17 protein-coding genes and 2 pseudogenes are annotated in these 22,795 nt (G+C 73.7%); 10 read left to right on the top strand and 9 right to left on the bottom strand.

Annotated features, from left to right (window positions below):
* Positions 1 to 104 precede the first annotated feature (104 nt).
* Entirely contained in the window at positions 105 to 3,239 is a 3,135-nt protein-coding gene (locus tag IPZ69_RS21640) for a sacsin N-terminal ATP-binding-like domain-containing protein (protein ID WP_235455873.1), read from the bottom strand.
* A 348-nt stretch (positions 3,240 to 3,587) separates the two neighbouring features.
* On the bottom strand, positions 3,588 to 4,514 hold the full coding sequence (locus IPZ69_RS21645; RefSeq protein ID WP_235455874.1) for a DUF3027 domain-containing protein: 927 nt from the start codon (positions 4,512 to 4,514) through the stop codon (positions 3,588 to 3,590).
* A gap of 255 nt (positions 4,515 to 4,769) precedes the next feature.
* Between IPZ69_RS21645 and IPZ69_RS21650 the strand changes: the two genes are divergently transcribed.
* From IPZ69_RS21650 to IPZ69_RS21665, 4 genes are all read left to right on the top strand, one after another.
* On the top strand, positions 4,770 to 6,194 hold the full coding sequence (locus IPZ69_RS21650) for an MFS transporter (protein ID WP_235455875.1): 1,425 nt from the start codon (positions 4,770 to 4,772) through the stop codon (positions 6,192 to 6,194).
* Positions 6,195 to 6,256: 62 nt separating this feature from the next.
* The gene (locus tag IPZ69_RS21655; RefSeq protein ID WP_235455876.1) at positions 6,257 to 6,733 is read left to right on the top strand and encodes a DUF2771 domain-containing protein; all 477 of its coding nucleotides are present in this window, start codon (positions 6,257 to 6,259) and stop codon (positions 6,731 to 6,733) included.
* Complete coding sequence (locus tag IPZ69_RS21660; protein ID WP_235455877.1) at positions 6,697 to 7,458, top strand: futalosine hydrolase; 762 nt, start codon at positions 6,697 to 6,699, stop codon at positions 7,456 to 7,458. The genes IPZ69_RS21655 and IPZ69_RS21660 overlap by 37 nt, the downstream gene beginning before the upstream one ends.
* On the top strand, positions 7,448 to 8,341 hold the full coding sequence (locus tag IPZ69_RS21665; RefSeq protein ID WP_235455878.1) for a 1,4-dihydroxy-6-naphthoate synthase: 894 nt from the start codon (positions 7,448 to 7,450) through the stop codon (positions 8,339 to 8,341). The genes IPZ69_RS21660 and IPZ69_RS21665 overlap by 11 nt, the downstream gene beginning before the upstream one ends.
* Before the next feature lie 40 nt (positions 8,342 to 8,381).
* Here IPZ69_RS21665 and IPZ69_RS47480 read toward each other — a convergent pair whose 3' ends face one another.
* Positions 8,382 to 8,765 carry a cold-shock protein gene (locus tag IPZ69_RS47480; RefSeq protein ID WP_308407528.1) on the bottom strand — a complete coding sequence of 128 codons (384 nt, stop codon included), beginning with the start codon at positions 8,763 to 8,765 and terminating at the stop codon, positions 8,382 to 8,384.
* A 164-nt stretch (positions 8,766 to 8,929) separates the two neighbouring features.
* On the opposite strand from IPZ69_RS47480, the gene IPZ69_RS21675 reads away from it, so the two are divergent.
* Positions 8,930 to 9,181, top strand: a complete 252-nt coding sequence (locus tag IPZ69_RS21675; protein WP_235455879.1) for a hypothetical protein — start codon at positions 8,930 to 8,932, stop codon at positions 9,179 to 9,181.
* Here IPZ69_RS21675 and IPZ69_RS21680 read toward each other — a convergent pair.
* Complete coding sequence (locus IPZ69_RS21680) at positions 9,157 to 9,792, bottom strand: HAD family hydrolase (protein ID WP_235455880.1); 636 nt, start codon at positions 9,790 to 9,792, stop codon at positions 9,157 to 9,159. The two genes, IPZ69_RS21675 and IPZ69_RS21680, sit on opposite strands and share 25 nt — an antisense overlap.
* A 203-nt stretch (positions 9,793 to 9,995) precedes the next feature.
* Positions 9,996 to 10,985, bottom strand: coding sequence for a hypothetical protein (locus tag IPZ69_RS21685; protein WP_235455881.1), 990 nt, complete (start codon positions 10,983 to 10,985; stop codon positions 9,996 to 9,998).
* Between the two features lie 179 nt (positions 10,986 to 11,164).
* Here IPZ69_RS21685 and IPZ69_RS21690 point away from each other — a divergent pair, with 179 nt between their 5' ends.
* Both IPZ69_RS21690 and IPZ69_RS21695 read left to right on the top strand, forming a co-directional pair.
* Positions 11,165 to 13,708, top strand: a complete 2,544-nt coding sequence (locus tag IPZ69_RS21690) for a helicase C-terminal domain-containing protein (RefSeq protein ID WP_235455882.1) — start codon at positions 11,165 to 11,167, stop codon at positions 13,706 to 13,708.
* A gap of 71 nt (positions 13,709 to 13,779) precedes the next feature.
* Positions 13,780 to 15,426, top strand: a complete 1,647-nt coding sequence (locus IPZ69_RS21695; RefSeq protein ID WP_308407529.1) for a DNA repair helicase XPB — start codon at positions 13,780 to 13,782, stop codon at positions 15,424 to 15,426.
* A gap of 2 nt (positions 15,427 to 15,428) precedes the next feature.
* Here the strand turns inward: IPZ69_RS21695 and IPZ69_RS21700 are convergent.
* Both IPZ69_RS21700 and IPZ69_RS21705 read right to left on the bottom strand, forming a co-directional pair.
* Positions 15,429 to 16,448: pseudogene (locus tag IPZ69_RS21700) on the bottom strand (glycosyltransferase 87 family protein); the annotation flags it as partial.
* Between the two features lie 201 nt (positions 16,449 to 16,649).
* A complete protein-coding gene (locus tag IPZ69_RS21705; protein ID WP_235455883.1) occupies positions 16,650 to 16,835 on the bottom strand; it encodes a hypothetical protein in 186 nt (61 codons plus the stop codon).
* 298 nt (positions 16,836 to 17,133) lie between these two features.
* Between IPZ69_RS21705 and IPZ69_RS21710 the strand changes: the two genes are divergently transcribed.
* Positions 17,134 to 19,173, top strand: coding sequence for a HelD family protein (locus tag IPZ69_RS21710; protein ID WP_235455884.1), 2,040 nt, complete (start codon positions 17,134 to 17,136; stop codon positions 19,171 to 19,173).
* 171 nt (positions 19,174 to 19,344) lie between these two features.
* Here IPZ69_RS21710 and IPZ69_RS21715 read toward each other — a convergent pair whose 3' ends face one another.
* Both IPZ69_RS21715 and IPZ69_RS21720 read right to left on the bottom strand, forming a co-directional pair.
* Positions 19,345 to 20,052: a copper homeostasis protein CutC gene (locus tag IPZ69_RS21715; protein ID WP_235455885.1), complete on the bottom strand. Its 708-nt coding sequence runs from the start codon at positions 20,050 to 20,052 to the stop codon at positions 19,345 to 19,347.
* 107 nt (positions 20,053 to 20,159) lie between these two features.
* Positions 20,160 to 20,869 (bottom strand): annotated as a pseudogene (locus IPZ69_RS21720) (maleylpyruvate isomerase family mycothiol-dependent enzyme).
* A gap of 173 nt (positions 20,870 to 21,042) precedes the next feature.
* On the opposite strand from IPZ69_RS21720, the gene IPZ69_RS21725 reads away from it, so the two are divergent.
* Positions 21,043 to 21,705, top strand: a complete 663-nt coding sequence (locus IPZ69_RS21725) for an HD domain-containing protein (RefSeq protein ID WP_235455886.1) — start codon at positions 21,043 to 21,045, stop codon at positions 21,703 to 21,705.
* A gap of 10 nt (positions 21,706 to 21,715) precedes the next feature.
* Positions 21,716 to 22,783 carry a GNAT family N-acetyltransferase gene (locus tag IPZ69_RS21730; RefSeq protein WP_235455887.1) on the top strand — a complete coding sequence of 356 codons (1,068 nt, stop codon included), beginning with the start codon at positions 21,716 to 21,718 and terminating at the stop codon, positions 22,781 to 22,783.
* Positions 22,784 to 22,795 lie beyond the last annotated feature (12 nt).

Below are 22,795 nucleotides of genomic sequence, written 5' to 3' on the forward strand. Positions count from 1 at the left end.
CCTTTTTGACGTTGTGTCAGAGATCACAGCGGCGCTCCGCGACAGGCCGGAGGGCCGCCTCGCCGGACATCGTCGGCGAGGCGGCCCCTACCGCCGTGTCGGGCTCAGTCGAACCAGCGGTCCCGGGCCAGTTCTTCCGTGCGGGAGGGGTCTTCCAGTAGGGCCGCGACCTCGAAGCGGCGTGGCCACTGGCCGGACGCCCAGGCGAGGCCTGCGGCCACGCCCTCCAGGGTGGCGGCGTGCAGGACGGCGTCGTTCGTCAGGCGCCAGTCGATCTCCACGCCGTCGACGACGAGTTCCTCGTGCTCGACGTAGGTGTCCGGGGTGCGCGGGCCGAGCAGCACCCGTACCGACTCCGGTACGTCGTGCTCGGTGCCCTCGGAGTCCACCGAGCCGGTGACGGACTCGCTCAGCCGCCGCACCTGGAACAGGTCGGCGAGTTCGGCGGCCCGCGACGGCCGTACCGGCAGCAGCGGGACGCCCTCCGTGAAGGGCAGCAGGTCGGGCGAGTCGACGACCACGGCGTCGGCCGCGTCCACGACCTCCACCCGCCCGTCGACCACGGCCCGCAGCTCCTCCGGCAGGGTCACCTGCTCGGGGTCCAGCTCCGCCAGCGCGCTGTACAGCGCGTGCAGCTGGGCGGAGGTGACCGGGCGCTCCGGGTCGGCGAGCCGGTCGAGGAGCTCGGCGGCGCCGCCGGGCTCGTCGAGCAGCGCGGCGACCGAGGTGCGCACCCCGAGAGCCCGCAGCACCTGCTCGTCCTCGAACCCGGTGGCGTCCGCCTCGTCGTACAGGCCGCGCAGCAGCGGGTCGCCGCCGGCCGCCAGCAGACCGGCGGGCCTGCGCCCGTCCAGCACCGGGTGCCCGCGCAGCCACCATGCCGTGTACGGCCGTACGACCTCGTGCGTGCCGTCCGGCAGCAGGATCCGCATCGGCTGGGTGAGCGCGTCGCGCAGCGGCGGGCGGGCGAGCAGGGCGAGCGCCTGCGGCCAGTGGTCGTCGTCGACGAGGTCGAGGTCGCGGACGGCGACGAGTTCGGTGGCGACCGGAGGCACGGGGCTGTCCGGGAAGCGGTCGAGGATGTCCTCGCACCACACGTCCACGGCGTCGAGCAGACCGGCATCGTCGGGCTCGGCGAAGTCGCCCTCGCGGGGCTCCAGTTCGTCCGGGTCGAGGACGACGTCCGTGGCGCGTACGAGGGCGAAGTCGGCCAGCACGCCACAGGCGGCCAGCGGCTGTTCGCCCCACTTCTCGGCCAACGCGGCGTCCACGCCGGCCAGTTCGTCCTCACGGATGACCTGCGCGAACGGGCTGCCCGGATAGACCAGTTCGCCCGCGGGGGCGAGTTCGCCGTCCTCGTCCGGCAGGGCCAGGGCGCCGAGCCAGGGTTCGTCGCCCGGTTCCAGGCCCGCGTCGCGGACCAGGGCGAGGACGGTGTCGGCCAGTTCCTCGGGGTCCGGGGCGTCGTCCTCCCAGGACACCGCGCCCTCGTCGTCGAGGGAGGCGGCCACGGCGGCGCGCACCTGCGGTGTGGTGAGGACGGCGCGCGGGGTCGCGGGCAGGGCGCCGAGCTTCTCCAGGATCGGGTGCGCGGCGTCCGGGTGCGCGACCTTCAGGCCGAGCCGGGCCAGGACCTCCGGGTCGATGCGGGCGGCGTCCGGGGTGGGCAGCAGGACCTGGCGGGGGCCGATGGTGGTCCTGCCGTCGGCGAGCGGCACGGGCAGGCCGGACAGCCGGTCGGGGTCGACTCCGGCGAGGCTGTCGTAGAGCCGGTGCCACCACTGCGGGTCCTTCTCCAGCCCGGCCAGCCGGTCGATCGCGTCGGCGAGCGGGAGGCGGGCGACGCCCAGCGTGCGCAGCTCGACGCGGCGTTCGAGGCCGGCGGGCAGCAGGGTGGGCAGTACCTCGGCCAGGACCCGGACGGTGTCGGCGCCCGCGCCCTCGACGACCTCGGCGTCGCGCGGCCGCAGGGCCTCGGGCAGGTCGTCGGCGTCGTGGCCGGCGGGCGCGACGGCCGGGGGCAGGAACGCGGTGCGCGGGAGCAGGTCCAGGATCGCCTGCCGCAGCGCCCCGTCGAGCTCGCCCTTGCCCAGCGGGCCGGGGACCAGGCCGATGACGCCCTCGGTCACCGGACGCCATTGGGCGAGGAGTTCGGTGTACGCGTCCGCCGCGCGCCGCACCAGGAAGTCGGTCAGCGGGCCGGGGGCGGCGTGCCGGCGGGTGGTGTCCAGCGGGAAGGAGGCGATGAGCAGGGCGGGTACGCCGAGGGGCTCGTCGCTGGGGGTGGGCGCGTGGACGACCGGGGTGGTGCGGGGGTGGACGGGGGCGCCGTAGCTGTCGACGGGGACGGCCCAGGTGACGGACCAGTGGGGGCGCAGGCGCTCCTCCACCGGGCGGTCGGCGAGCAGGTCGGGGGTGAGCGGGCCGTGCGCGACGGAGGTACGCCAGTGGGTGAGGCCGTCCCGGGAGTCCTCGACGATGGTGAAGGGTCCGTCGGTGCGGCGGCTGAGCGTGCGGGGGGCGTCGCCGTTGATCTCTACGACCACTTCCTCCAGGCCCGGCAGGGCGAGCAGGAGGGCGTCGTCCACGGCGTGCAGGAGGCGCTCGGCCAGGTCGGTGGCGGCCGCGTCGCGCAGCGGGAGGATGACGACCGTGTCGTACGGGTCGGGGGCGGTGCCCTCGGCGGCGAAGGGCAGGCGCAGCAGCGGGACGTGCCCGTCGCGGCGACGGATCTCGTCGCCCAGGCCGGGGCTGTGCCGGGCGGTGTCCGCGGCGAGTTCGCGGGCCTCGGCCAGGGACCAGCGCACGCCGCCGTGCCGGCCCACGACCGCGGGCTCGTCGGTGACGGAGAGGACGGCGGCGAAGCCGACGCCGAAGCGGCCGACGGCGCCCTGGCCCTCCTGCGGGTCGCGTTTGGCGGAGGCGCGCAGGGTGGAGAGGGACTCGACTCCGGCCGCGTCCAGCGGGGCGCCGGTGTTGGCGGCGAACAGGACGCCGTCGCGGAGCGTGAGGCGGAGCCGGCCGGGGGTCTTCGCCCGGGCGGCGGCGTCGGCGGCGTTCTGGGCGAGCTCGACGACGAGCCGGTCCCGGTAGCCGCCGAGGACCAGGTCCTCCTCGGCGTTGGCGTCCTCGCGGAAGCGGGCGGGGCTGGTGGCCCAGGCGTCGAGAACACCGCGGCGCAGTCGGGCCGTGCCGAAGGGGTCGGCGCCCTCGGCCGCGGGCCGCACGAACTTGCTCACGTTCACCTCTCCATCGTCGGCTGACGACGAAGGTACCGCGCCACCGCCCCCACCTCCGCCGCCCTTCCCACCTATCCCCACCGTCCCGGCCCGGGGCCGGACACCACCCGGGAAGCCTCGGGAGCCGACGGGGCGGGCAGCGCTCGGGAGCCTCAGGAATCGACGGGGCGGGCACCCCACCCCCAGGGGGCTCGGGAATCGGCGCGCCTACGCCGTCCACAAGCCCCGGGAATCGGCCGGCGTGGCCAACATCCGGGAGGCTCGGGAACGGCGGGCCCGCGCCGTCCCGAAGCCCAGGAGTGGCCGACATCCGCCCCCGGGGATGCCCGGCAATACCCCCGTCCGCTTCTAGGAGTGGCCGAGTTCCGCCGTCTCCTCGTCGCCGACCGGGGGGACCGAGCCGGAGTCCGCCGCGGGGCGGAGCGGGAAGACGTCGACCTTGGTCTCGTCGATCACCGGCGGGGCCGGCTGGGGCGGCTTGGGCATGACCGCGGCCTCGGAGTGGCCGCCGCAGCCGTACGAGAGGGAGACGACCCGGCCGTCCGCCGGGGCGAACTCGTTCGCGCAGACGCCGAAGGCCTGGCCGAGGGAGCCGCCCATGGGGACCAGGAAGCCACAGGTGGCGCAGGACGCGGGGGCCGCCTGGGCCATGGGCGTCTTCGGCCCGAAGCCATCCTCCCAGCGGTCGGCGGCGACATGCAGGCCGTAGCGGGACAGGACCCGGGCGCGGCGCATGCCCAGTTCCTCCGCCAACGCGGCGATGGAGCCGCGGGAGGGTGACGTGGGCTGCTCGGCGGGGGCGCCGGGAGTGACGTCCGCGTCCTCCGCGTCCGCCAGTTCCTCCATCTCCCGGGAGACCGCCGAGTTCGGCGGGGGCACGTCGTCGCCGGAGTAGCCCGGCTCCAGACGCAGGTCCTCCGCGTCGGTGGGCAGCAGGTCGCCCGGTCCCATGTCGCCCGGGCGCAGCCGCTCGCTCCAGGGGACCCACTCGGGCGCGAGCAGCGCGTCCGAGCCGGGCAGCAGGACGACCTCGTCCAGCGTCACGATCTTGGCGCGGGACGCCCGGGCCACGGTCGCCGCCCAGCGCCAGCCGCGGTACCCGAACTCCTTGCACTCGAAGAAGTGCGTGACAACGCGGTCCCCCTCCGACACCAGGCCGACGTGCTCGCCGACCACACCGGGTGCGGCCGCCTCCTCGGCGGCGGCGCGGGCGAGGTCGACGGCCTCGGCGCACAGGCGGTCGGGGGTGCGGCTTCGCGTTGTCGCTGCGCTCACAGGTATCGCTTCTCTCCTACGCCGTCTCACGGGTGCGGCTGCCTCCGGCGGGTGGGACGGACGGAGCGGACCTGTGGACCGCATCGACGTCCGCCTCGATCGCGCTCGGGCGCACCTCTTCCATCCATTCTGCGGGATGGCTGAGATACGCACGCTACCCGGTCACCGGCGCTGGGCCTAGTTCCCGACCGCCCGCCCGACTCGCTCGGCTGCAAAGTGCTCTACGGACCGCGTTCTCAGGGCACTATGAACGTCGTGGCAGCCGCGAGGTCGTCCCAGGGCGCCGCCGGGGTCGGTGGGGTCGGGGGAACAGGTCGAGGTGGCGGTGCGGGCCGGGTGCACGGCGCCGTCCGCGCCGTCGGCCGCGCCCTGCACTTTCCCGTCACCGGCACCGCCCGCGGCATCCGGAAGGCCACGCACGCGCACGGCGCCGGGGAGTCCGGTCTCGGCAAACTGATCGAACTGCACGCGGTGAACGGCGCCGGTGACGTCATGATCACCATCGCGCTCGCCTCCACCGTGTTCTTCTCGGTGCCCACGGACGAGGCGCGCGGCCGGGTCGCGCTCTACCTCGCCATCACCATGGCTCCCTTCACGGTCCTCGCCCCCGTGATCGGCCCGCTCCTCGACCGGCTGCCGCACGGCCGCCGCGCCGCGATGGCCGCCGCGATGCTCGCCCGCGCCCTGCTCGCGCTGATCATCTCGGGCGCGGCGGCCAGCGGCAGCCTGGAGCTGTATCCGGCGGCACTCGGCGTGCTCGTGGCCTCCAAGGCGTACGGCGTCGTCCGCAGCGCCGTGGTGCCCCGGCTGCTGCCGCCCCGCTTCTCCCTGGTCAAGGCCAACTCGCGGGTCACCCTGGGCGGGCTCCTGGCCACCGGTATCGCCGCGCCCGTCGGCGCGGGCCTGCAGGCCCTCGGGCCCCGCTGGCCGCTCTACGGCGCCTTCGTGATCTTCGTCGCGGGTACGGTCCTGTCCTTCTCCCTGCCGCCGAAGGTGGACTCGGCCAAGGGCGAGGACGTCGCGCTGCTCGCGGCCGACGAGAGACACCTGCACGGCCCGCACCTCAAGCCGGTCAAACGCCCGGGACTGCGCACGGTGGGCCCGGCCGTCACCCACGCCCTCGGCGCCAACGCCGCCCTGCGCTGTCTGTCCGGATTCCTGATCTTCTTCCTCGCCTTCCTGCTGCGTGAGCACCCGCTGGCCGGCGAGAGCGCGGCGGTGTCGCTGGGGATAGTGGTCGTCGCGGCGGGCGTGGGCAATGCGCTCGGCACGGCGGTGGGCGCCTGGCTCAGGTCCCGGGCCCCGGAGATCATCATCGTGACCGTGGTCGCGGTGGCGCTGGGCACGGCGATCGTCGCGGCGGTCTTCTTCGGCACGTTCCTGGTGGCGTGTCTGGCCGCGGTCGCCGGGTTCGCGCAGGCGCTCGCCAAGCTGTCCCTGGACGCCCTGATCCAGCGGGACGTACCGGAACTGGTCCGTACGTCGGCGTTCGCGCGGTCCGAGACGATGCTCCAGATGGCGTGGGTGTTCGGCGGCGCGGTCGGCATCGTGATGCCGCTCAACGGCACGCTGGGCCTTTCGGTGGCCGCCGCCATGGTGGCGGTCGGCTGGCTGAGCACCGTACGCGGGCTGCTCGGTTCGGCGCGGCACGGCGGCCGGACACGACCGCGAGTGGCGTAACGAAGCGGGCACGCCGCACCCCGCGTGGCCGGTACGGCCTGGCTGCCCGATAGCCTTCGGCCATGACCATGCAATCCGTTGTGCGACGCCGCCGCGCCGTCGCCGCCGCCGGCGCCGTTTCCGCCGGACTGCTCGTTCTCACGGCCTGTGAGAAGCCGTCCCCGATCGCGACGGTCACCGTCGGCACGAGTTCGGTCAGCTCCGAGGCCACCTGCTACAACGGCGGTGACCCGCTGAACACCGCCTCCCTGGCCAAGTGCCTCAAGAACACGGACATCAAGTCGATCAAGGTGGACCCGGACGCGACCGTGCGCTTCGGTGTCGACCCGGACATCGCGGACAATGGCTGGACGATCCTGATGAACGGTCAGCCGCTCACCGACTCCAGCAAGAAGACCTACCGCACCATCCCGGGCAGCGTGTTCTTCAACGTCCAGTACGGCGCCCAGGGCAACTCCACCCTGGTGTCGATCAAGGAGGGCGAGAAGGACGTCACGGGCCTGTGGTCCTTCAAGCTCAAGAAGGACACCGACTCCTGACCACGTCGTCCGCACGTGTCCTCGTAGCCACCGCCGTCCCCGCCGAACGGGACGCGGTGGCTCGGGCGTTCTCCACGGCCGCGAGCGAGGTGCGGCTCCCGGGAGCGGTGCTCCACCGGATCTCCGGTGCGTTCGCATGCGACCTTCTCGCCGCCGGCGTCGGCCCCGCGCTCGCCGCCGCCTCCACCGCCACCGCCCTCACCGCCGCCGCCCTCCAGGGCACCCCTTACGACCTCGTCGTCAGCGCCGGGATCGCCGGCGGCTTCCAGCCCGGGGCGCCGGTCGGTTCGCTCGTGGTGGCCGACGAGATCACCGCGGCCGATCTGGGCGCCGAGACGGCCGACGGATTCCTCCCGGTCACCGAACTGGGTTTCGGGACCGTCAGCCACCGTCCGCCGAAATCACTCGTACGAACCGTCGCCGCCGCGACCGGGGCGCTCCCCGGCGAGGTACTGACCGTCTCGACCGTGACCGGGACGGCCGCCCGCGCCGCACAGCTCCGCGCCCGTCACCCCCGTGCCCTCGCCGAGGCCATGGAGGGTTTCGGGGTGGCCGAGGCCGCCGCCGCGCACCGGGTGCCCGTCCTCGAGCTACGCGCCGTCTCCAACCCCGTCGGCCCGCGCGACCGCGCCGCCTGGCGCATCGGCGACGCCCTCGCGGCCCTCACCGGGGCCTTCGGGAAGCTCACGTCCGCCTGGGAGAGTTGGAACCCACATGAGTCCTGAGAGCCGACAGCTGCAGATCGCGTACTCGCCCTGCCCCAACGACACGTTCGTCTTCGACGCCCTCGCCCACGGCCGCGTCCCCGGCGCGCCCGCGCTGGACGTCACCTTCGCGGACATCGACATCACGAACGGCATGGCCGAGCGCGGCGAGTTCGACGTGCTGAAGGTGTCGTACGCGGTGCTGCCGTACGTCCTCGACGAGTACGCGCTGCTGCCCTGCGGGGGCGCGCTGGGCCGGGGCTGCGGGCCGCTGGTGCTCACGCGGGAGGCGGGGCATGGGGGTACCTCCCTGCTCGAGCGAAGCCGAGAGCTTGGGGGACTTACGGGTCGTACGGTCGCCGTGCCGAGCGAGAAGTCGACGGCCTATCTGCTGTTCCGGCTGTGGGCGGCGGACACGCTGCCGGGCGGGGTCGGCGAGATCGTCGTCATGCCGTTCCACGAGATCATGCCGGCGGTGCGGGACGGGAAGGTCGACGCGGGGCTCGTCATCCACGAGGCGCGCTTCACCTACCAGAACTACGGGCTGCACAAGCTCGCCGACATGGGCGAGCACTGGGAGAACACCACCGGGCTGCCGATCCCGCTGGGCGCGATCATCGCCAAGCGGTCGCTGGGCGCGGACACGCTGCGGCGGCTCGCGGAGGCCATCCACACGTCCGTGCACGCGGCCTGGGACGACCCCGAGGCCTCCCGGCCGTACGTGATGGAGCACGCCCAGGAGATGGACCCGGCCGTCGCCGACCAGCACATCGGGCTGTACGTCAACGAGTTCACGTCGGATCTCGGCGAGGACGGCTACGCGGCCGTCCGGGGCCTGCTCACACGCGCGGCGGCCGAGGGGCTTCTTCCGCCCCTCGGCCCTACGGCACTCGATTTCCCCTGAGAAGGGGTACGGATCCCGGAAGTCGACAAACCCCGCGGACTCAGACGTCCAACTGGTCGGCGACCGCCCGCAGCAGGCCCGCGATCTGCTTGCCGGAGGCCTTGTCCGGATAGCGGCCCTTCTCCAGCATCGGCGTGATGTTTTCGAGGAGGGTCGTCAGATCCTGCACGATCGAGGCCAGTTCGTCCGGCTTCTTGCGTTGTGCGGCCGCGACCGAGGGCGTCGGGTCGAGGATGACGACCGAGAGCGCCTGGTCGCCGCGCTGACCGGCGACCACTCCGAACTCCACGCGCTGTCCCGGCTTGAGTACGTCGACTCCGTCGGGGAGAACAGAGGAATGGACGAAGACGTCACCGCCGTCGTCGCGGGAGAGAAAGCCGAAGCCCTTCTCGCTGTTGAACCACTTGACCTTGCCGGTAGGCACGTCTGTCCTCGTCCTCGTACTCGTCGGAAAACTGCTTCGGAAACGGCTCTTGATAGCACTACAGCGGGCCCTCGATGACCCGCCGCTACCAAGGCTAATGGTCTTCGGGCGGGTGACAAGACGTCGCCCGATTGTTCCTACGCGCAGGGAACTACCCTGGTCCGGTGCGTGACAAAACCCAAACGAATTCCGCCGGACCCGGTGACGGACTGATCCGTGCCGGTGCCGTTGTCTTCTTCATCGGTGCCGTGGCCACTCTCGTCACCGTGGCCCCGCTGTTCCTCGGCACGAAGCCTTTTCCGACGTACATGTTCGGTTTGAGCATGCTGATGGGCGTCGGCTTCCTCGTGGCGGGCGCCGGTGTGCTGCGCTCGGTCGCGGCGGGCCGCCGTCAGGCGCGCGGCGCCTCACGGTAGGCGGCCAGCCACGCGGGGAGCTCGGTAAGGTCCGTCAGGACCACATCGGCCCCGGCCGCGCGCAGCTCCGCCGCGTCGCACGGCCCGGTGGCCACGGCCACGGACAGGGCCCCGGCGCCGCGGGCACCGCGCACGTCCCCGACGTGGTCGCCGACGTACACGGTCGCGCCGTGCTCACGCAGGGCCGCCGCCTTCTGCTCGGCCCACAGGTCGCCGATCACCGCGTCGGGCTCCAGGCCGAGGTGGGTCAGGTGCAGCTTGGCGTTCGGCTCGTACTTCGCGGTGACCACGACCGCCCGTCCGCCGGCCGACCGCACGGCCGTGATCGCCTCACGGGCGCCGGGCATCGCGGGCGTCGCGGCGATCGCGATGGCGGGGTACATCTCGCGGTAGAGGTCGCCCATCGGCCCGACCTGCTCCGGCGGGAACCAGTGGACGAGTTCCTCCGCGAGCGGCGGCCCGAGCCGGGTGATCGCCAGGTCGGCGTCGATGTACGTCCCGGTCCGCTCGGACAGCGCCGTGTAGCAGGCGTGGATGCCGGGCCGGGAGTCGATCAACGTCATGTCGAGGTCGAACCCGACGGTCAGCGCGGAAGAAGTCACGGGGGTCATTGTGCCCAGCGGCCGGGAGGGGCAGCCGGGCCGGGGCTGTGAGCTCGACGACGGCCTGCCGGCCAGTGCCTGTCGGGGCACTGGGCAGGTGCGAAGTGCGCTGCGGTTCGGCAGCACCCTGAAGGGGCGCGGGGAACTGCGCGACCAGCCACGACGGCGCCGCAGACGACCGACGACACATCACGGCACTTCCAGCGGAGCGCTCAGCGTCGGCGCTGGGAGCGCCACACCAGATACAGCGCCGAGGCGATGGCCGCGCCGCGCACCACCCAGGGCCAGGTCTCGGCGACGGCGTCCTTCATGTGGCCCTGGGCGACGGGGTCGCCCCAGCGGCCGTCGCTGCGGCCCCAGAGCCAGGTCACGCCGGCCGCGAGGGCCAGGCCGGGCATCCCCATCACCGCCCACTTGGTCTCCGTCGGGGTCAGGCGGCGGGAGCCGTAGGCGATGAGCCAGCCGAGGGCGAGCGCGAACCAGTTGCCGAGGACGGCACCGGCGACGAGGAGCCCGGCGGCGAGCAGCAGCAGGGGGTTGGTCCAGCCGGTGGCGGGGCGGGGCAGCCCGAGTCGGCGACGGGCGGCCGGGGCGGGCTCCGGGTCCGCCTCCCGGGCGTCCTCGGCGGCGGGCTCGGCCTCCTCGGTCCGCTCCTTCTCCTTCTCCCTCGCCTTCGGAGGCGGTTTGAGCAGGTCGGGGATCTCCACGCCGCCGACGAAACCCGGCACGGTGTCGGTCTCCGCGAGCGGTCCGCCCTCCACGCGCCACCAGTCCGGCTGCACGGCACTGCCGCCGAGCTCGTGCTCCGCGGCGAGGTGGGGCGGCGACGGCGCGTCCGAGGGCGCGGGGGTGTCCGGCTCCGCGGGGCGCGGCCGCGGCACGATCCGGCGCAGCCCCTTCGGCGCGCGCTCCGGCCCCGACGCCTCCACCGGCTGTACGGGTACGGAGGCGGCCGGCGTCTGCGGCACCCCGGCGGTGCCGCCCGCGGCCGCGACGACCTCGTCCGGGGTGCCCAGCCGGGCGAGGATGCGGCGCACGGCGGCGGGACTGTCGACGGGGGTCTTCGCCCGGTGCCGGTCGATCTCGTTGCGCAGCTCCGACACCAGCCGCATCCGCGTGGCCGACGGCAGCTGGCGCTGGTGCGCCACGTCACCGACGCGGCTCAGATACTCGTAGACGACCTGGTCGCTTTCGATACCCACGAAGTCCCCTCCGGGGCGGGCGTGTTGGATACCCCGTGGTGAGAGACGTTACCGCTGTCGGCGCGGGCCGGGCATCCCGCCTCGGCGGGCATACCCGGGGCGGTGCACTTCGGGCCCGGTGGGGGCCCGCGGCGGCAGACCCCGGCGGCACCCGCCCCGACGCCGGTAACGTAGGCGAGATGAGCACCGAGGACCGCCCGGCGCCCCGCTCCCTCGCGGAGGCGCTCCGCGTCAGGGACGACGACTCCCTGGCCGCGCTCCTGCGCAGCCGCCCCGACCTCATCACGCCCGTGCCGACCGACCTCACGCAGCTCGCCACCCGTGCGGGGACGCGCGCCTCGGTCCTGCGCGCGCTGGAGCGTCTGGACCGCTTCGCGCTGCAGACCGCGGAGGCGCTGGCGGTGGCGGCGGACCCGGCGACGTACGACGACCTGCTCGCCCTGATGGCGGGCGACGCGCGGGATCCGGCCGTCGCCGCCGCCCTGCCGCGCGCCCTGGCCACCCTGCGCGAGCAGGCCCTGGTCTGGGGCGGCGAGGACCGGCTGCGGCTGGTGCGCACGGCCCGCGAGCTGCTCGCGCCGTCGCCGCAGCACCCGTCGCCGACGGGGCTCGGCCCGACCGTGCAGGAGGCCACCGCGGGGATGTCCCCGGGGCGGATCCAGGAGATCGTCACCACCGCCGGGCTGCCCACGACCCACGACTCGGTCTCCGCCGTCACCGCGCTCGCCGCCCTCTTCTCGGACCGCGAGCGGATGGCCGCGCTGCTCGACGAGGCGCCCGAGGAATCGCGCGCGGTCCTCGCCCGGCTCGTGTGGGGACCCCCGTACGGCCAGGTCACCCCCGACCCGGCCGCCCATCTGCGCTGGCTGCTCGACCGCGGCCTGCTGCTGCCGACGGCGCCCGGCACGGTCGTCCTGCCCCGGGAAGTGGCACTGCACCTGCGCGGCGGCCACGCCCACCGCGAACCGGAGGCCGTGCCGCCCGTCGTCGAGGCGACCGCGACCCACCGGCCCGCGATGGTGGACGCGACGGCGGCCGGGCAGGCGTACACGGCCCTCGCGACCATCGAGGATCTGCTGAAGGACTGGGACGAGGGCGGACCGACGGTGCTGCGCGCCGGCGGGCTGAGCGTGCGGGACCTGAAGCGGACCGCCGTCGCGCTCGACGTGCCCGAACCGGTGGCCGCCTTCTGGGTCGAGCTCGCCTACGCGGCCGGCCTGCTGGCCTCGGACGGCGACGCCGACGAGCGGTACGCCGCCACCCCGGCCTACGACGAGTGGCTGGAGCGGCCCGCCGCCGAGCGCTGGGCGCGGCTCGCGGAGACCTGGCTGACGGCCACCCGGACATCGGGGCTGATCGGCGGGCGGGACGCGAAGGACCGCGCGCTGTCCGCGCTGGGCCCGGGCCTCGACCGCTCGGCCGCGCCCGAGGTACGGCACCGCGTACTGACCCTGCTGGCCGGGCTGCCGGAGGGCGCCGCCCCGGCCGCCGAGTCGGTCCTGGCCCGGCTCCGCTGGGAGCGGCCGCTGCGCGTCCCGCAGCGCGAGGACGACCTGCGCTCCCGCCTCGCCCGGTGGACGCTGTCCGAGGCCGAGCTGCTGGGTGTGACCGGACGCGGGGCGCTGTCCGCGCAAGGACGCGCCCTGCTCGGGACGCCCGTGGTGAAGGCGCCGAAGGAGTCGGAGCCGTCCGGCCCCGGCGACAAGCTCCCCGTGCACCACCACCGCCCGTCCCTGCCCCGCGAACCCCTCTCCCCGCCCGAGCAGGCGGTGGCCTCCACCGCGGCCGCCCGGCTGCTCGCGCCGCTGCTGCCCGAGCCCCTGGACCATGTGCTGCTCCAGGCGGACCTGACGGCGGTGGCCCCGGGCCCGCTCCAGCGGCCGCTGGCCGACATGCTGAGCGTCCTCGCGGACGTGGAGTCCAAGGGTGGCGCGACGGTCTACCGCTTCACCCCGGCCTCCGTACGGCGCGCCCTGGACGCCGGCCGCGCCGCCTCCGACCTGCACGACTTCCTCGGCGCCCACTCCCGCACCCCGGTCCCGCAGCCGCTGGCGTACCTGATCGACGACGTGGCCCGTAAGCACGGCCATCTGCGGGTGGGCGCGGCCTCGGCCTACGTCCGCTGCGACGACGACACCCTCCTGAACGAGATCCTGGCCGACAAACGGGGATCGGCCCTGGGCCTGCGACGCCTGGCACCGACCGTGCTGGCCGCCCAGGCCGACCCGACGGCGCTCCTCGACGGCCTGCGCGCCATGGGTTACGCACCGGCCGCCGAATCGGCGGAGGGCGACGTCCTGATCACCCGCGCCCTCGCCCACCGCACCCCGCCCCGCACGGCTCCCGAACCGGTGCCGGACGGCCCGCCGACCCCCGACGCCACCCTCCTGTCGGCCGCGATCCGCGCGATCCGCGCGGGCGACCTGGCCGCGACGGCCCCGCGCAAACCCGCAGCCGCGGCCTCCGGCGAGCCGGCCGGCACCAGCGGCGACCTGCCCCGCACCAGCTCGGCCGAGACCCTGGCCACCGTGCAGGCCGCCGTCCTGACCGGCGAGGCCCTGTGGATCGGGTACGTCAACGCCGAGGGCGCCGCCAGCCAGCGCGTGATCGCCCCGATCCGCGTCGAGGGCGGTTTCGTCACGGCGTACGACCACACGGCGGACGAGGTGCGGACGTATCCGCTGCACCGGATCACCGGGGTGGCGGAGCTGGCGGACGACTGACCGTGATCGGCGGCCGGTAGGGCACACTGGACGTTTGGCCGTACAGAGCCATCTGGGAAAGGCAGCCGCGCGTGAATGGTCCGCTGATCGTCCAGTCCGACAAGACCCTGCTCCTCGAAGTCGACCACGAGCAGGCCGACGACTGCCGTCGTGCCATCGCGCCGTTCGCCGAGCTGGAGCGGGCGCCGGAGCACATCCACACCTACCGGGTCACCCCGCTGGGCCTGTGGAACGCGCGGGCCGCGGGGCACGACGCCGAGCAGGTCGTGGACGCGCTCGTGCAGTACAGCCGCTACCCCGTGCCGCACGCGCTGCTCGTCGACATCGCCGAGACCATGGACCGGTACGGGCGGCTGACCCTCACCAAGCACCCGGCCCACGGGCTGGTCCTGACCACCACCGACCGGCCGGTCCTCGAAGAGATCCTGCGCTCCAAGCGGGTCATCCCGCTCGTCGGCGCCCGGATCGACCCGGACAGCGTGGCCGTGCACCCCTCCGAGCGCGGACAGATCAAGCAGACGCTGCTCAAGCTGGGCTGGCCCGCCGAGGACCTCGCGGGATACGTGGACGGCGAGGCCCATCCCATCGAGCTGCGCGAGGACGGATGGGCGCTGCGCGCCTACCAGAAGCAGGCCGTGGAGAACTTCTGGCACGGCGGGAGCGGTGTCGTCGTGCTGCCCTGCGGCGCCGGCAAGACGCTGGTCGGCGCCGGGTCCATGGCCCAGGCCAAGTCCACCACCCTGATCCTCGTCACCAACACCGTCTCCGCCCGGCAGTGGAAGCACGAGCTGGTGAAGCGGACCTCGCTGACCGAGGACGAGATCGGCGAGTACAGCGGAACGCGGAAGGAGATCCGGCCGGTCACCATCGCCACCTACCAGGTGCTGACGACCAAGCGGAAGGGGATCTATCCCCACCTGGAGCTGTTCGACTCGCGTGACTGGGGGCTCATCGTCTACGACGAGGTGCACCTGCTGCCCGCCCCCGTCTTCAAGTTCACCGCCGACCTCCAGGCGCGCCGCCGCCTCGGTCTGACGGCGACGCTGGTGCGCGAGGACGGCCGGGAGTCGGACGTGTTCTCCCTCATCGGCCCCAAGCGGTTCGACGCGCCCTGGAAGGAGATCGAGGCGCAGGGGTACATCGCGCCCGCGGACTGTGTGGAGGTGCGGGTCAATCTCACCGACTCCGAGCGGCTCGCCTACGCGACCGCCGAAACGGAGGAGAAGTACCGCTTCTGCGCGACCACCGCGACCAAGCGCAAGGTCACCGAGGCCCTGGTCCGGCGCTTCGCCGGGCAGCAGATCCTCGTCATCGGCCAGTACATCGACCAGCTCGACGAACTGGGCGAGCACCTGAACGCGCCCGTCATCAAGGGCGAGACCTCCAACGCGCAGCGCGAGAAGCTCTTCGACGCCTTCCGGGAGGGCGAGATCAGCGTCCTCGTCGTCTCCAAGGTCGCCAACTTCTCCATCGACCTGCCGGAGGCCACCGTGGCCATCCAGGTGTCGGGCACCTTCGGCTCCCGCCAGGAGGAGGCCCAGCGCCTCGGCCGGGTGCTGCGCCCCAAGGCCGACGGTCACCAGGCGCACTTCTACTCCGTCGTCGCCCGCGACACGATCGACCAGGACTTCGCCGCCCACCGCCAGCGCTTCCTGGCGGAGCAGGGGTACGCGTACCGGATCGTGGACGCGGACGAGATGCTGGCGGAGGGCGCCTGACCGGCCCGGGCCAGCACGGCCAGCAGGACCAGCCCCAGGAGCGGATACGGCGATGCCAGGGGCTGGGCCCACCAGGGCAGGCGCAGATCCAGGTCCCCCTGGTGCGGCACCAGCCACAGCGTGCGGGCGGTGAACACCGCCGCCGTCAGCGCCGCGAGACGGACGCGGTGCTCGGCGAGGAGGACGGCGAGCAGCGGGACGCACCACACCCAGTGGTGGGACCAGCTGATCGGGCAGACGAGCAGGGCCGTCACCGCCGTCAGCAGGATGCCGTGCCGCTCCTCACCGGCCCGTGCCGCCAGCCACAGCCCAGTGACCGCGACGGCCGCCGCCGGGACGAGCCAGAGCGGCCCCGGCGCCGGGTCGCCCGACAGCCGCGCCACCAGGCCCTGCAAGGACTGGTTGTCGACGATCCAGGCCTTGCCCACCCGCCCGGTCTCGTAGAGGCGGCGCGTCCAGAAGTCCACGCTGGCCGCGGGCAGCAGCAGCGCGCCGAGCAGGACCGTGCCGCCGAACGCCGCCGTCGCCGTCGCCGCCTCCCGCCCGCGTCCGGTCAGGAGCAGATACACGACGAAGACGGCCGGGGTGAGTTTGACGCCGGCCGCGATCCCGAGGGCCGTGCCCTTGCCCCGGGCGCCCGGGGGTCGGGTGAGGTCCCACAGGATCAGGCAGATGACCGCCAGGTTGATCTGACCGAACAGCAGCGTCTGGAAGACCGGTTCGAGCCACAGGGACAGGGCGGTGGCCGCACACAGCAGCGGGAGCCGGGGCGTTCGGCCCGCGAGGCGGGCGGACAGGGTGACGAGACCGGCGAGCAGGAGCGCGTTGCCCGCGAGGAACGCCGCCTTCAGGACGGGGACGGGGATCCAGACTGTCGGCACGAACAGGGCCGCCGCGAAGGGCGGGTACGTCGCCGGCAGCCGCCACTCGGTGACCGTGAAGCCGTAGAGATCGCCGCCGTGGACCACGGCCTCGCCCTCGGCCCGGTAGACCAGCACGTCGGCCATCGGGGCGCGCTGCACGACGCAGAGGACGGCGAGACAGAGCAGGGACAGCAGAGGAAGCAGGCAGAGCAGAGCAGGCAGGGAGAGCAGGGAAGGCCGAGACGGCTGAGGAGGCCGAGCGGGCAGGGATGCCGCGGGGCGAGAGGGTGCGGGAGGAGAGAGTGCGGAGAGGGGGGAAGGCGTCACCGTCCGTTTTGCCACGGAGGTGAACCTATGCGGTTACCTGCGGTGGACGCCCGCTTCCTCGCCGTACTCGCCGAGTATGACCACGCCGAACGCCGCCTCCGCGAACACTTTGACGGCGCGCAGGGCGTCGCCCATGCGGTGGCGGCGGTGCGGGATGCCCTCGACGGCTGTGGCACCGGACGGTCGGGCCGGGACTGGGTGGATGGTTGCTGCGCTCATGTCTCCATGGTTGCTCCATCGGGGTGTAACCGACATCGGTCTGTGGAGCCAATCCCGGCCGCCCGCGCGTACCCCTGCGGATGGACACCCTCCCCCTAGGGCGGAGGGGCCGGTCCCCTAGGGGATGAAAATCCATTGGCCCTCACCCGCCGCTCTCACTAAAATCTCCGCTCTTGCCCGCCTCCGCACCGGAGCGCCGCCGTCCGGCCGGAAACCGGACGGCACCCAGAGTCACGGACCACGGACACCCGACCGTCCGCGCGTCGCTCGCCCAGCAGGCCCACACGGAGGCACCCCCTTGTCCACGCCCACCGACGACCCCCTGGCACGGGAACGCTCCCACCTCGCCGAGTCCCGCTCCGCGCTCCGCGCCATGCGCGAGGACGTCGAGTCGCTGGACATCAGCGACGTCACCGCGAACTGGGTGAACGCCGAGGTCCTCGCCCGCCAGATCAACGAGCGCATCAAGGCGCTGGCCGACCTCAGCGACACCCCGCTGTTCTTCGGCCGCCTCGACTATCTGCACCCGCCCGGCGCCGACCGGGCCGAGGGCGCGGAGGGCGAGCGGTTCTACATCGGGCGGCGGCATGTGCACGACGCCGAGGGCGACCCGATGGTCATCGACTGGCGCGCGCCGGTCTCGCAGCCGTTCTACCGGGCCTCCAAGAAGGACCCGATGGACGTCGCGCTGCGCCGCCGCTTCGGTTACACGGGCGGCGACCTCACGGCGTACGAGGACGAGCACCTCTCCGACCCCGCCGAGGCGGCGACCACCAGCAAGCTGCTCCAGCAGGAGATCGAGCGTCCGCGTGTCGGCCCGATGCGGGACATCGTGGCCACGATCCAGCCCGAGCAGGACGAGATCGTGCGGTCCGGGCTGTCGGGGACCGTGTGCGTGCAGGGAGGTCCGGGCACCGGGAAGACCGCCGTCGGCCTGCACCGGGTCGCCTATCTGCTGTACGCCCACCGCGAGCGGCTGGCCCGCACCGGCACCCTCGTCATCGGGCCGAACCGGTCCTTCCTGCACTACATCGAGCAGGTGCTGCCGGCCCTGGGCGAGCTGGCGGTGCGGCAGGCCACGGTCGACGACCTGGTCGCCCATGTGGAGGTACGCGGCACGGACGACGCGGCCGCCGCGATGATCAAGGGCGACGCCCGGCTGGCCCAGGTGCTGAGGCGGGCCGTCGACTCGCACGTGACCATGCCCACCGAGTCGGTCGTGGTCGTGCGCGGCTCTCGCCGGTGGCGCGTCGCGGCGTACGAACTCGAAGAGATCGTGCGGGAGTTGCTCGCCCGCGACATCCGCTACGGCGCCGCCCGCGAGGCCCTGCCGCAGCGCATCGCGCATGCCGTGCTGGTCCAGATGGAGCGGTCCGGCGAGGCCCCGGACGACCGGGTGCAGGACGCCGTGGCCCGCAACAGCGCGGTCAAGGCGGCGGTCAAGGCGATCTGGCCGGCCGTCGACCCCGCGAAGCTCGTGCTGCGGCTGCTGACCGACGCGGACTTCCTCGCCCTGCACGCCGAGGGGATCCTCGACGAGGACGAGCAGAAGACGATCCTGTGGGCCAAGCCGGTGCGCAGCGTCAAGTCCGCCCCGTGGTCCGCCGCGGACGCCGTGCTGATCGACGAGGTCGGCGACCTGGTCGAACGCACGCACTCGCTCGGGCACGTGGTGCTCGACGAGGCGCAGGACCTCTCGCCGATGCAGTACCGGGCGGTCGGCCGCCGCTGCACCACCGGCAGCGCGACCGTCCTCGGCGACCTGGCGCAGGGCACCACGCCGTGGGCGACCCGCAGCTGGGACGAGGCGCTGGCCCACCTCGGGAAGACGGACGGCGTGATCGAGGAGCTGACCGCCGGCTTCCGTGTGCCGACGGACGTCATCACGTACGCCTCCCGGCTCCTCCCGCACATCGCGCCCGGTCTCACCCCGGTCGCCTCGGTCCGTGAGAACCCCGGCTTCTTCGAGGTCCGTACGATCGCGGACACCGCCGACGTCGTCGCCGCCTGCCGGGAGTTGCTGCGCAACGAGGGCTCGATCGGCCTGATCGCCGCCGACGCCCGCGTCCCGGCCCTCGCCGAGGCGCTCGCCGCCGCCGGGATCGGCTGCCTGGCCCCAGGTGAGGAGACGACTCGGGAGACCCGGCTCACCCTGGTTCCGGCCTCGCTCGCCAAGGGTCTGGAGTACGACTACGTGGTCCTCGACGAGCCGCGGGCGGTCGTCGACGGCGAACCCGACGAGCGGACCGGCCTGCGCCGCCTGTACGTCGCCCTCACCCGAGCGGTCTCCGGCCTGATCGTCACCCACGCGGCCCCGCTGCCGGACCAGCTCGCCTAGGGCCTGTCGTCAAATTCCCGTCTGCCCCGCGACGCCCGGCACGCACTCTCGCCGCACCGGGCGAAAGCCCAAGTACGTCCAGTACGAGGACTTCCGCCCGGCACACCGAGAGCACGCACCAGACGCCGCAGGGCCGCCCTTCGGGCGACGACGGGAATTTGACGACAGACCCTAGGGCCTGTCGCCCTGGACGGCGTCGAGCTCCTGGCGCCATCGCGTCACGGCCGTGGCCGACACCGGGCCCGTCCAGCCGTCCGGGCGGGCGGCGCCGCCGATGTGGAGGGCGTCGATGCCGGCGGCGCGGAGCGCGGGCACGTGGTCGAGGCGCAGTCCGCCGCCGACGAGCAGGGTCTGTTCGTAGCCCGGCTCGCCGCGCCGGCGCGCCTCGGCGAGCAGCGTGGGCAGGCCGTCGTCCACGCCGGACGCCGAGCCCGCGGTGAGGTAGGTGTCGAGTCCGGGCAGGTCGGCCAGCTGCTTGCGCAGGGCGTCGCGGTCGGCGGCGCGGTCGATGGCCCGGTGGAAGGTCCAGCGGCAGCCGTCCAGCTCGGCGACGACCCGTTCCACAGCCGCCAGGTCCACCGCGCCGTCCGTGCCGAGGAAGCCGAGCACGAACTGGTCGGCCCCGGCGCCGCGCAGCTCCGCGGCCGCCCGCACCAGGCCCTCGACGTCACCGGCGGCGAATCCGTCGGCCAGCCGCAGCATCACGCGCAGGTCGATGTCGACGGCGGCCCGGATCGCGCCGAAGGTCCGGACCGACGGGGTCAGTCCGTCCGCCGCCATGTCGGTGACCAGTTCGAGGCGGTCCGCGCCTCCGGCCTGGGCGGCGACCGCGTCCTCGGGGCCGAGGGCGATCACCTCCAGGACTGCACGCGTGCTCATAGGACCCCTTCCGTCGGTGTTCCCCTGGAGCGGCTACAGGTCTAGTCCAATCTCAGGGTACGTCGGGAAGGTGCGGGCCCGCGAGATCGCCCCCGGTCAACACGGAGTCATCGGAAGATGTTCATCTGCCCCGCCTCCGCCCCCACCAGTTCGTACGACACCCCCGCGACCGCTCGCCCCGAGTACAGCCGGACGAGCGTGGCGGTGTCCCCGATGAAACGCGCCGGAGTCCGCGTGCCGCTCAGCTCCCCCAGCCGCAGCGACTCGTCCCGGTCGTCCAGGTCGGCGTGCAGCGGCAGATGGCCCTTCTCGCGGGTCACCCGGGCGAGCAGGGTGAGCGCGTCCGGCACCCCGTCCCCGGCATGGGCTCCGGGCGCGCCGAAGGTGTCGCGCACGTCCCCGGCATGCACCCTCCCCCAACGACTTCGCTCGAACAGGGGGGACCCCCTTCCCGGCACGATCATGTCCAGCCCCCCGCCCGGGCGATCACCGGCCCGGCCTCGGTCATCCCGCGCTCCAGCTCGTCCACGACCCGCACGTTCGTCCACTCGGACCGCTCGGCGATGTCGCGCTCGTTCGACTCGGGCGAGAACACCCCCTTCTCGAAACGGCTCTCCACCACCCGCAGCAGCGCGGCGGAACAGTGCGCGAGCACGTCCCGCACCGTCCACCCCGGACACGCGGCGGCCGCCGGCGCGAAGTCCGCGTCGGGCCGGGCCCGCAGCAGGGGAATCAGGGCGTCCCGCTCGACGGCCGGCAGCCGTCCGGGCAGTTCGGGGTCGCGCGGCCCGTGTGCGTCCACAGTCAGCTCAGTCATACCGACCGAGCCAGGTCCTGCCGGCGAAGTCCCGTCTGCCTCGCGACGCCATTCCCACTCGCCGCACCGGGCTCCGACCCGAGTACCTCCAGCACGAGGCCGATGTCCGGCACTCCCCCAGTTCGACGACAGGACCTGGGCGGCCGACGGCACGGGCGCGGGAGAATGACCCCATGGCCGATCTCGACGCCCTCCGCACCCGTTGGACCCGAGCCCTGGAAGGAGCCCGCGGTCCCGGCGGCGGGCCCGACCCCGTGCCGTACGCCGACAACCTGCTCGCCCGCTGGCAGGAGCCGCAGCGCCACTACCACACGCTCACCCATCTCACCGCGGTCCTCGACCACGTCGACGTGCTGGAGAAGCACGCGGACGACCCGGACGTCGTACGCCTGGCCGCCTGGTTCCACGACGCCGTCTACCTTCCCGACCGCTCCGAGAACGAGGAGCGCTCGGCCCGGCTCGCCGAGCGCGCCCTGGCCGAGGCCGGCGTCCCGGAGGCCAAGGCGGCCGAGGTGGCGCGGCTGGTCCGGCTCACGGTCACCCACGACCCGGCCGAGGACGACCGCGACGGGCAGGTCCTGTGCGACGCCGACCTGGCGATCCTGGCCGCGCCGCCGTCCGCGTACGCCGTCTACACCGCGGCCGTCCGCGAGGAGTACCACTTCGTCCCCAGCGACGCCTTCCGCACCGGCCGCGCCGCGATCCTCGGTCAACTTCTCGATCTGCCCCGGCTGTTCCGCACCGCGCACGGCCGGGCGGAATGGGAGGCGACCGCCCGCTACAACCTCGCCGCCGAGCTGGAAATGCTGTCGACCGCGGCGGATCCGGCGTCCTAGGGTGCGGCCCATGCGTGCATTGGGCGGGGAACAGGTGGAAGAGGCCGTCGCGGGCTGCGTGGCGACGCTGCGGACGGTCGTGGACCGGGACTGGGAAGGGGTCGACGCCGCCGGGCTGGAGTGGAGTTGCCGGCATACGGCGTTCCATGTCGCGGAGGATCTCATCGCGTACGCCGGCCAGTTGGCGGGCCGCGCCCAGGACGGCTACGTCCCCTTCGAGATCACCCTCGAAGAGGGCACCGACAACGCGGGCCTGCTGCACGTCATCGAGACGACGGGCGCCCTGTTCGCGGCCACCCTCCGTACGACGCCGCGCGACGTCCGCGCCTTCCACCCGTACCCCTTCCGCAGCGCGGACCGCGAGGGGTTCGCCGCGATGGGGATCGCCGAGGTGCTGCTGCACACCCACGACATCGCCAAGTCCCTGGGGATCACCTACGAGCCGTCCGAGGAACTCGCCGAGTCCGTGCTGACCTGGCTCTTCCCGCACGTGCAGCCCGGCCCCGCGCCCTGGCCCACCCTGCTGTGGGCGACCGGGCGCGGCGAGCTGCCCGGCCGCGCCCCGGTCACCGAGTGGCGCTGGCGCAACAACCTGGTCATCCCCACCGAACGCCTCGTGCTGACCGGCCTGCGCCCCGCCGCCGCCCGCGATCTGCGGCTGGGCGGTGACGGCGGCTTCGAGTGGATCGACGGCGGCCCGTACCAGGGCACCCGGGACGCCGCGGAGTTCATGATGAAGGCCTACGAAGCGGGCGTGCACCGGCCCGAGTTCGGCGTCTTCGCGCTGGTCCGGCGCCAGGACGGCCGCTCGGTCGGGGGCATGGGCTTCCACAGCGCCCCGGACGAGGACGGCCGGGTGGAGATCGGCTACGACCTCGTCGAGAGCGCCCGCGGCCAGGGCTACGCGACCGAGGCCCTGCGCGCCCTGGCCCACTGGGCGCTGGCACGGGACGACGTGCAGGCGCTGTTCGCGACCGTCGAGCGGGACAACACGGCCTCCCAGGCGGTCGTCACCCGGGCCGGGTTCAAGAAGGTGAGCGAGGAGGAGGAGTTCGCCTACGAACTGCGGCGCCCGTAGCGTCCGGTCACC

The organism is Streptomyces olivochromogenes (assembly GCF_021538895.1).
Lineage (GTDB): Bacteria > Actinomycetota > Actinomycetes > Streptomycetales > Streptomycetaceae > Streptomyces > Streptomyces olivochromogenes_A.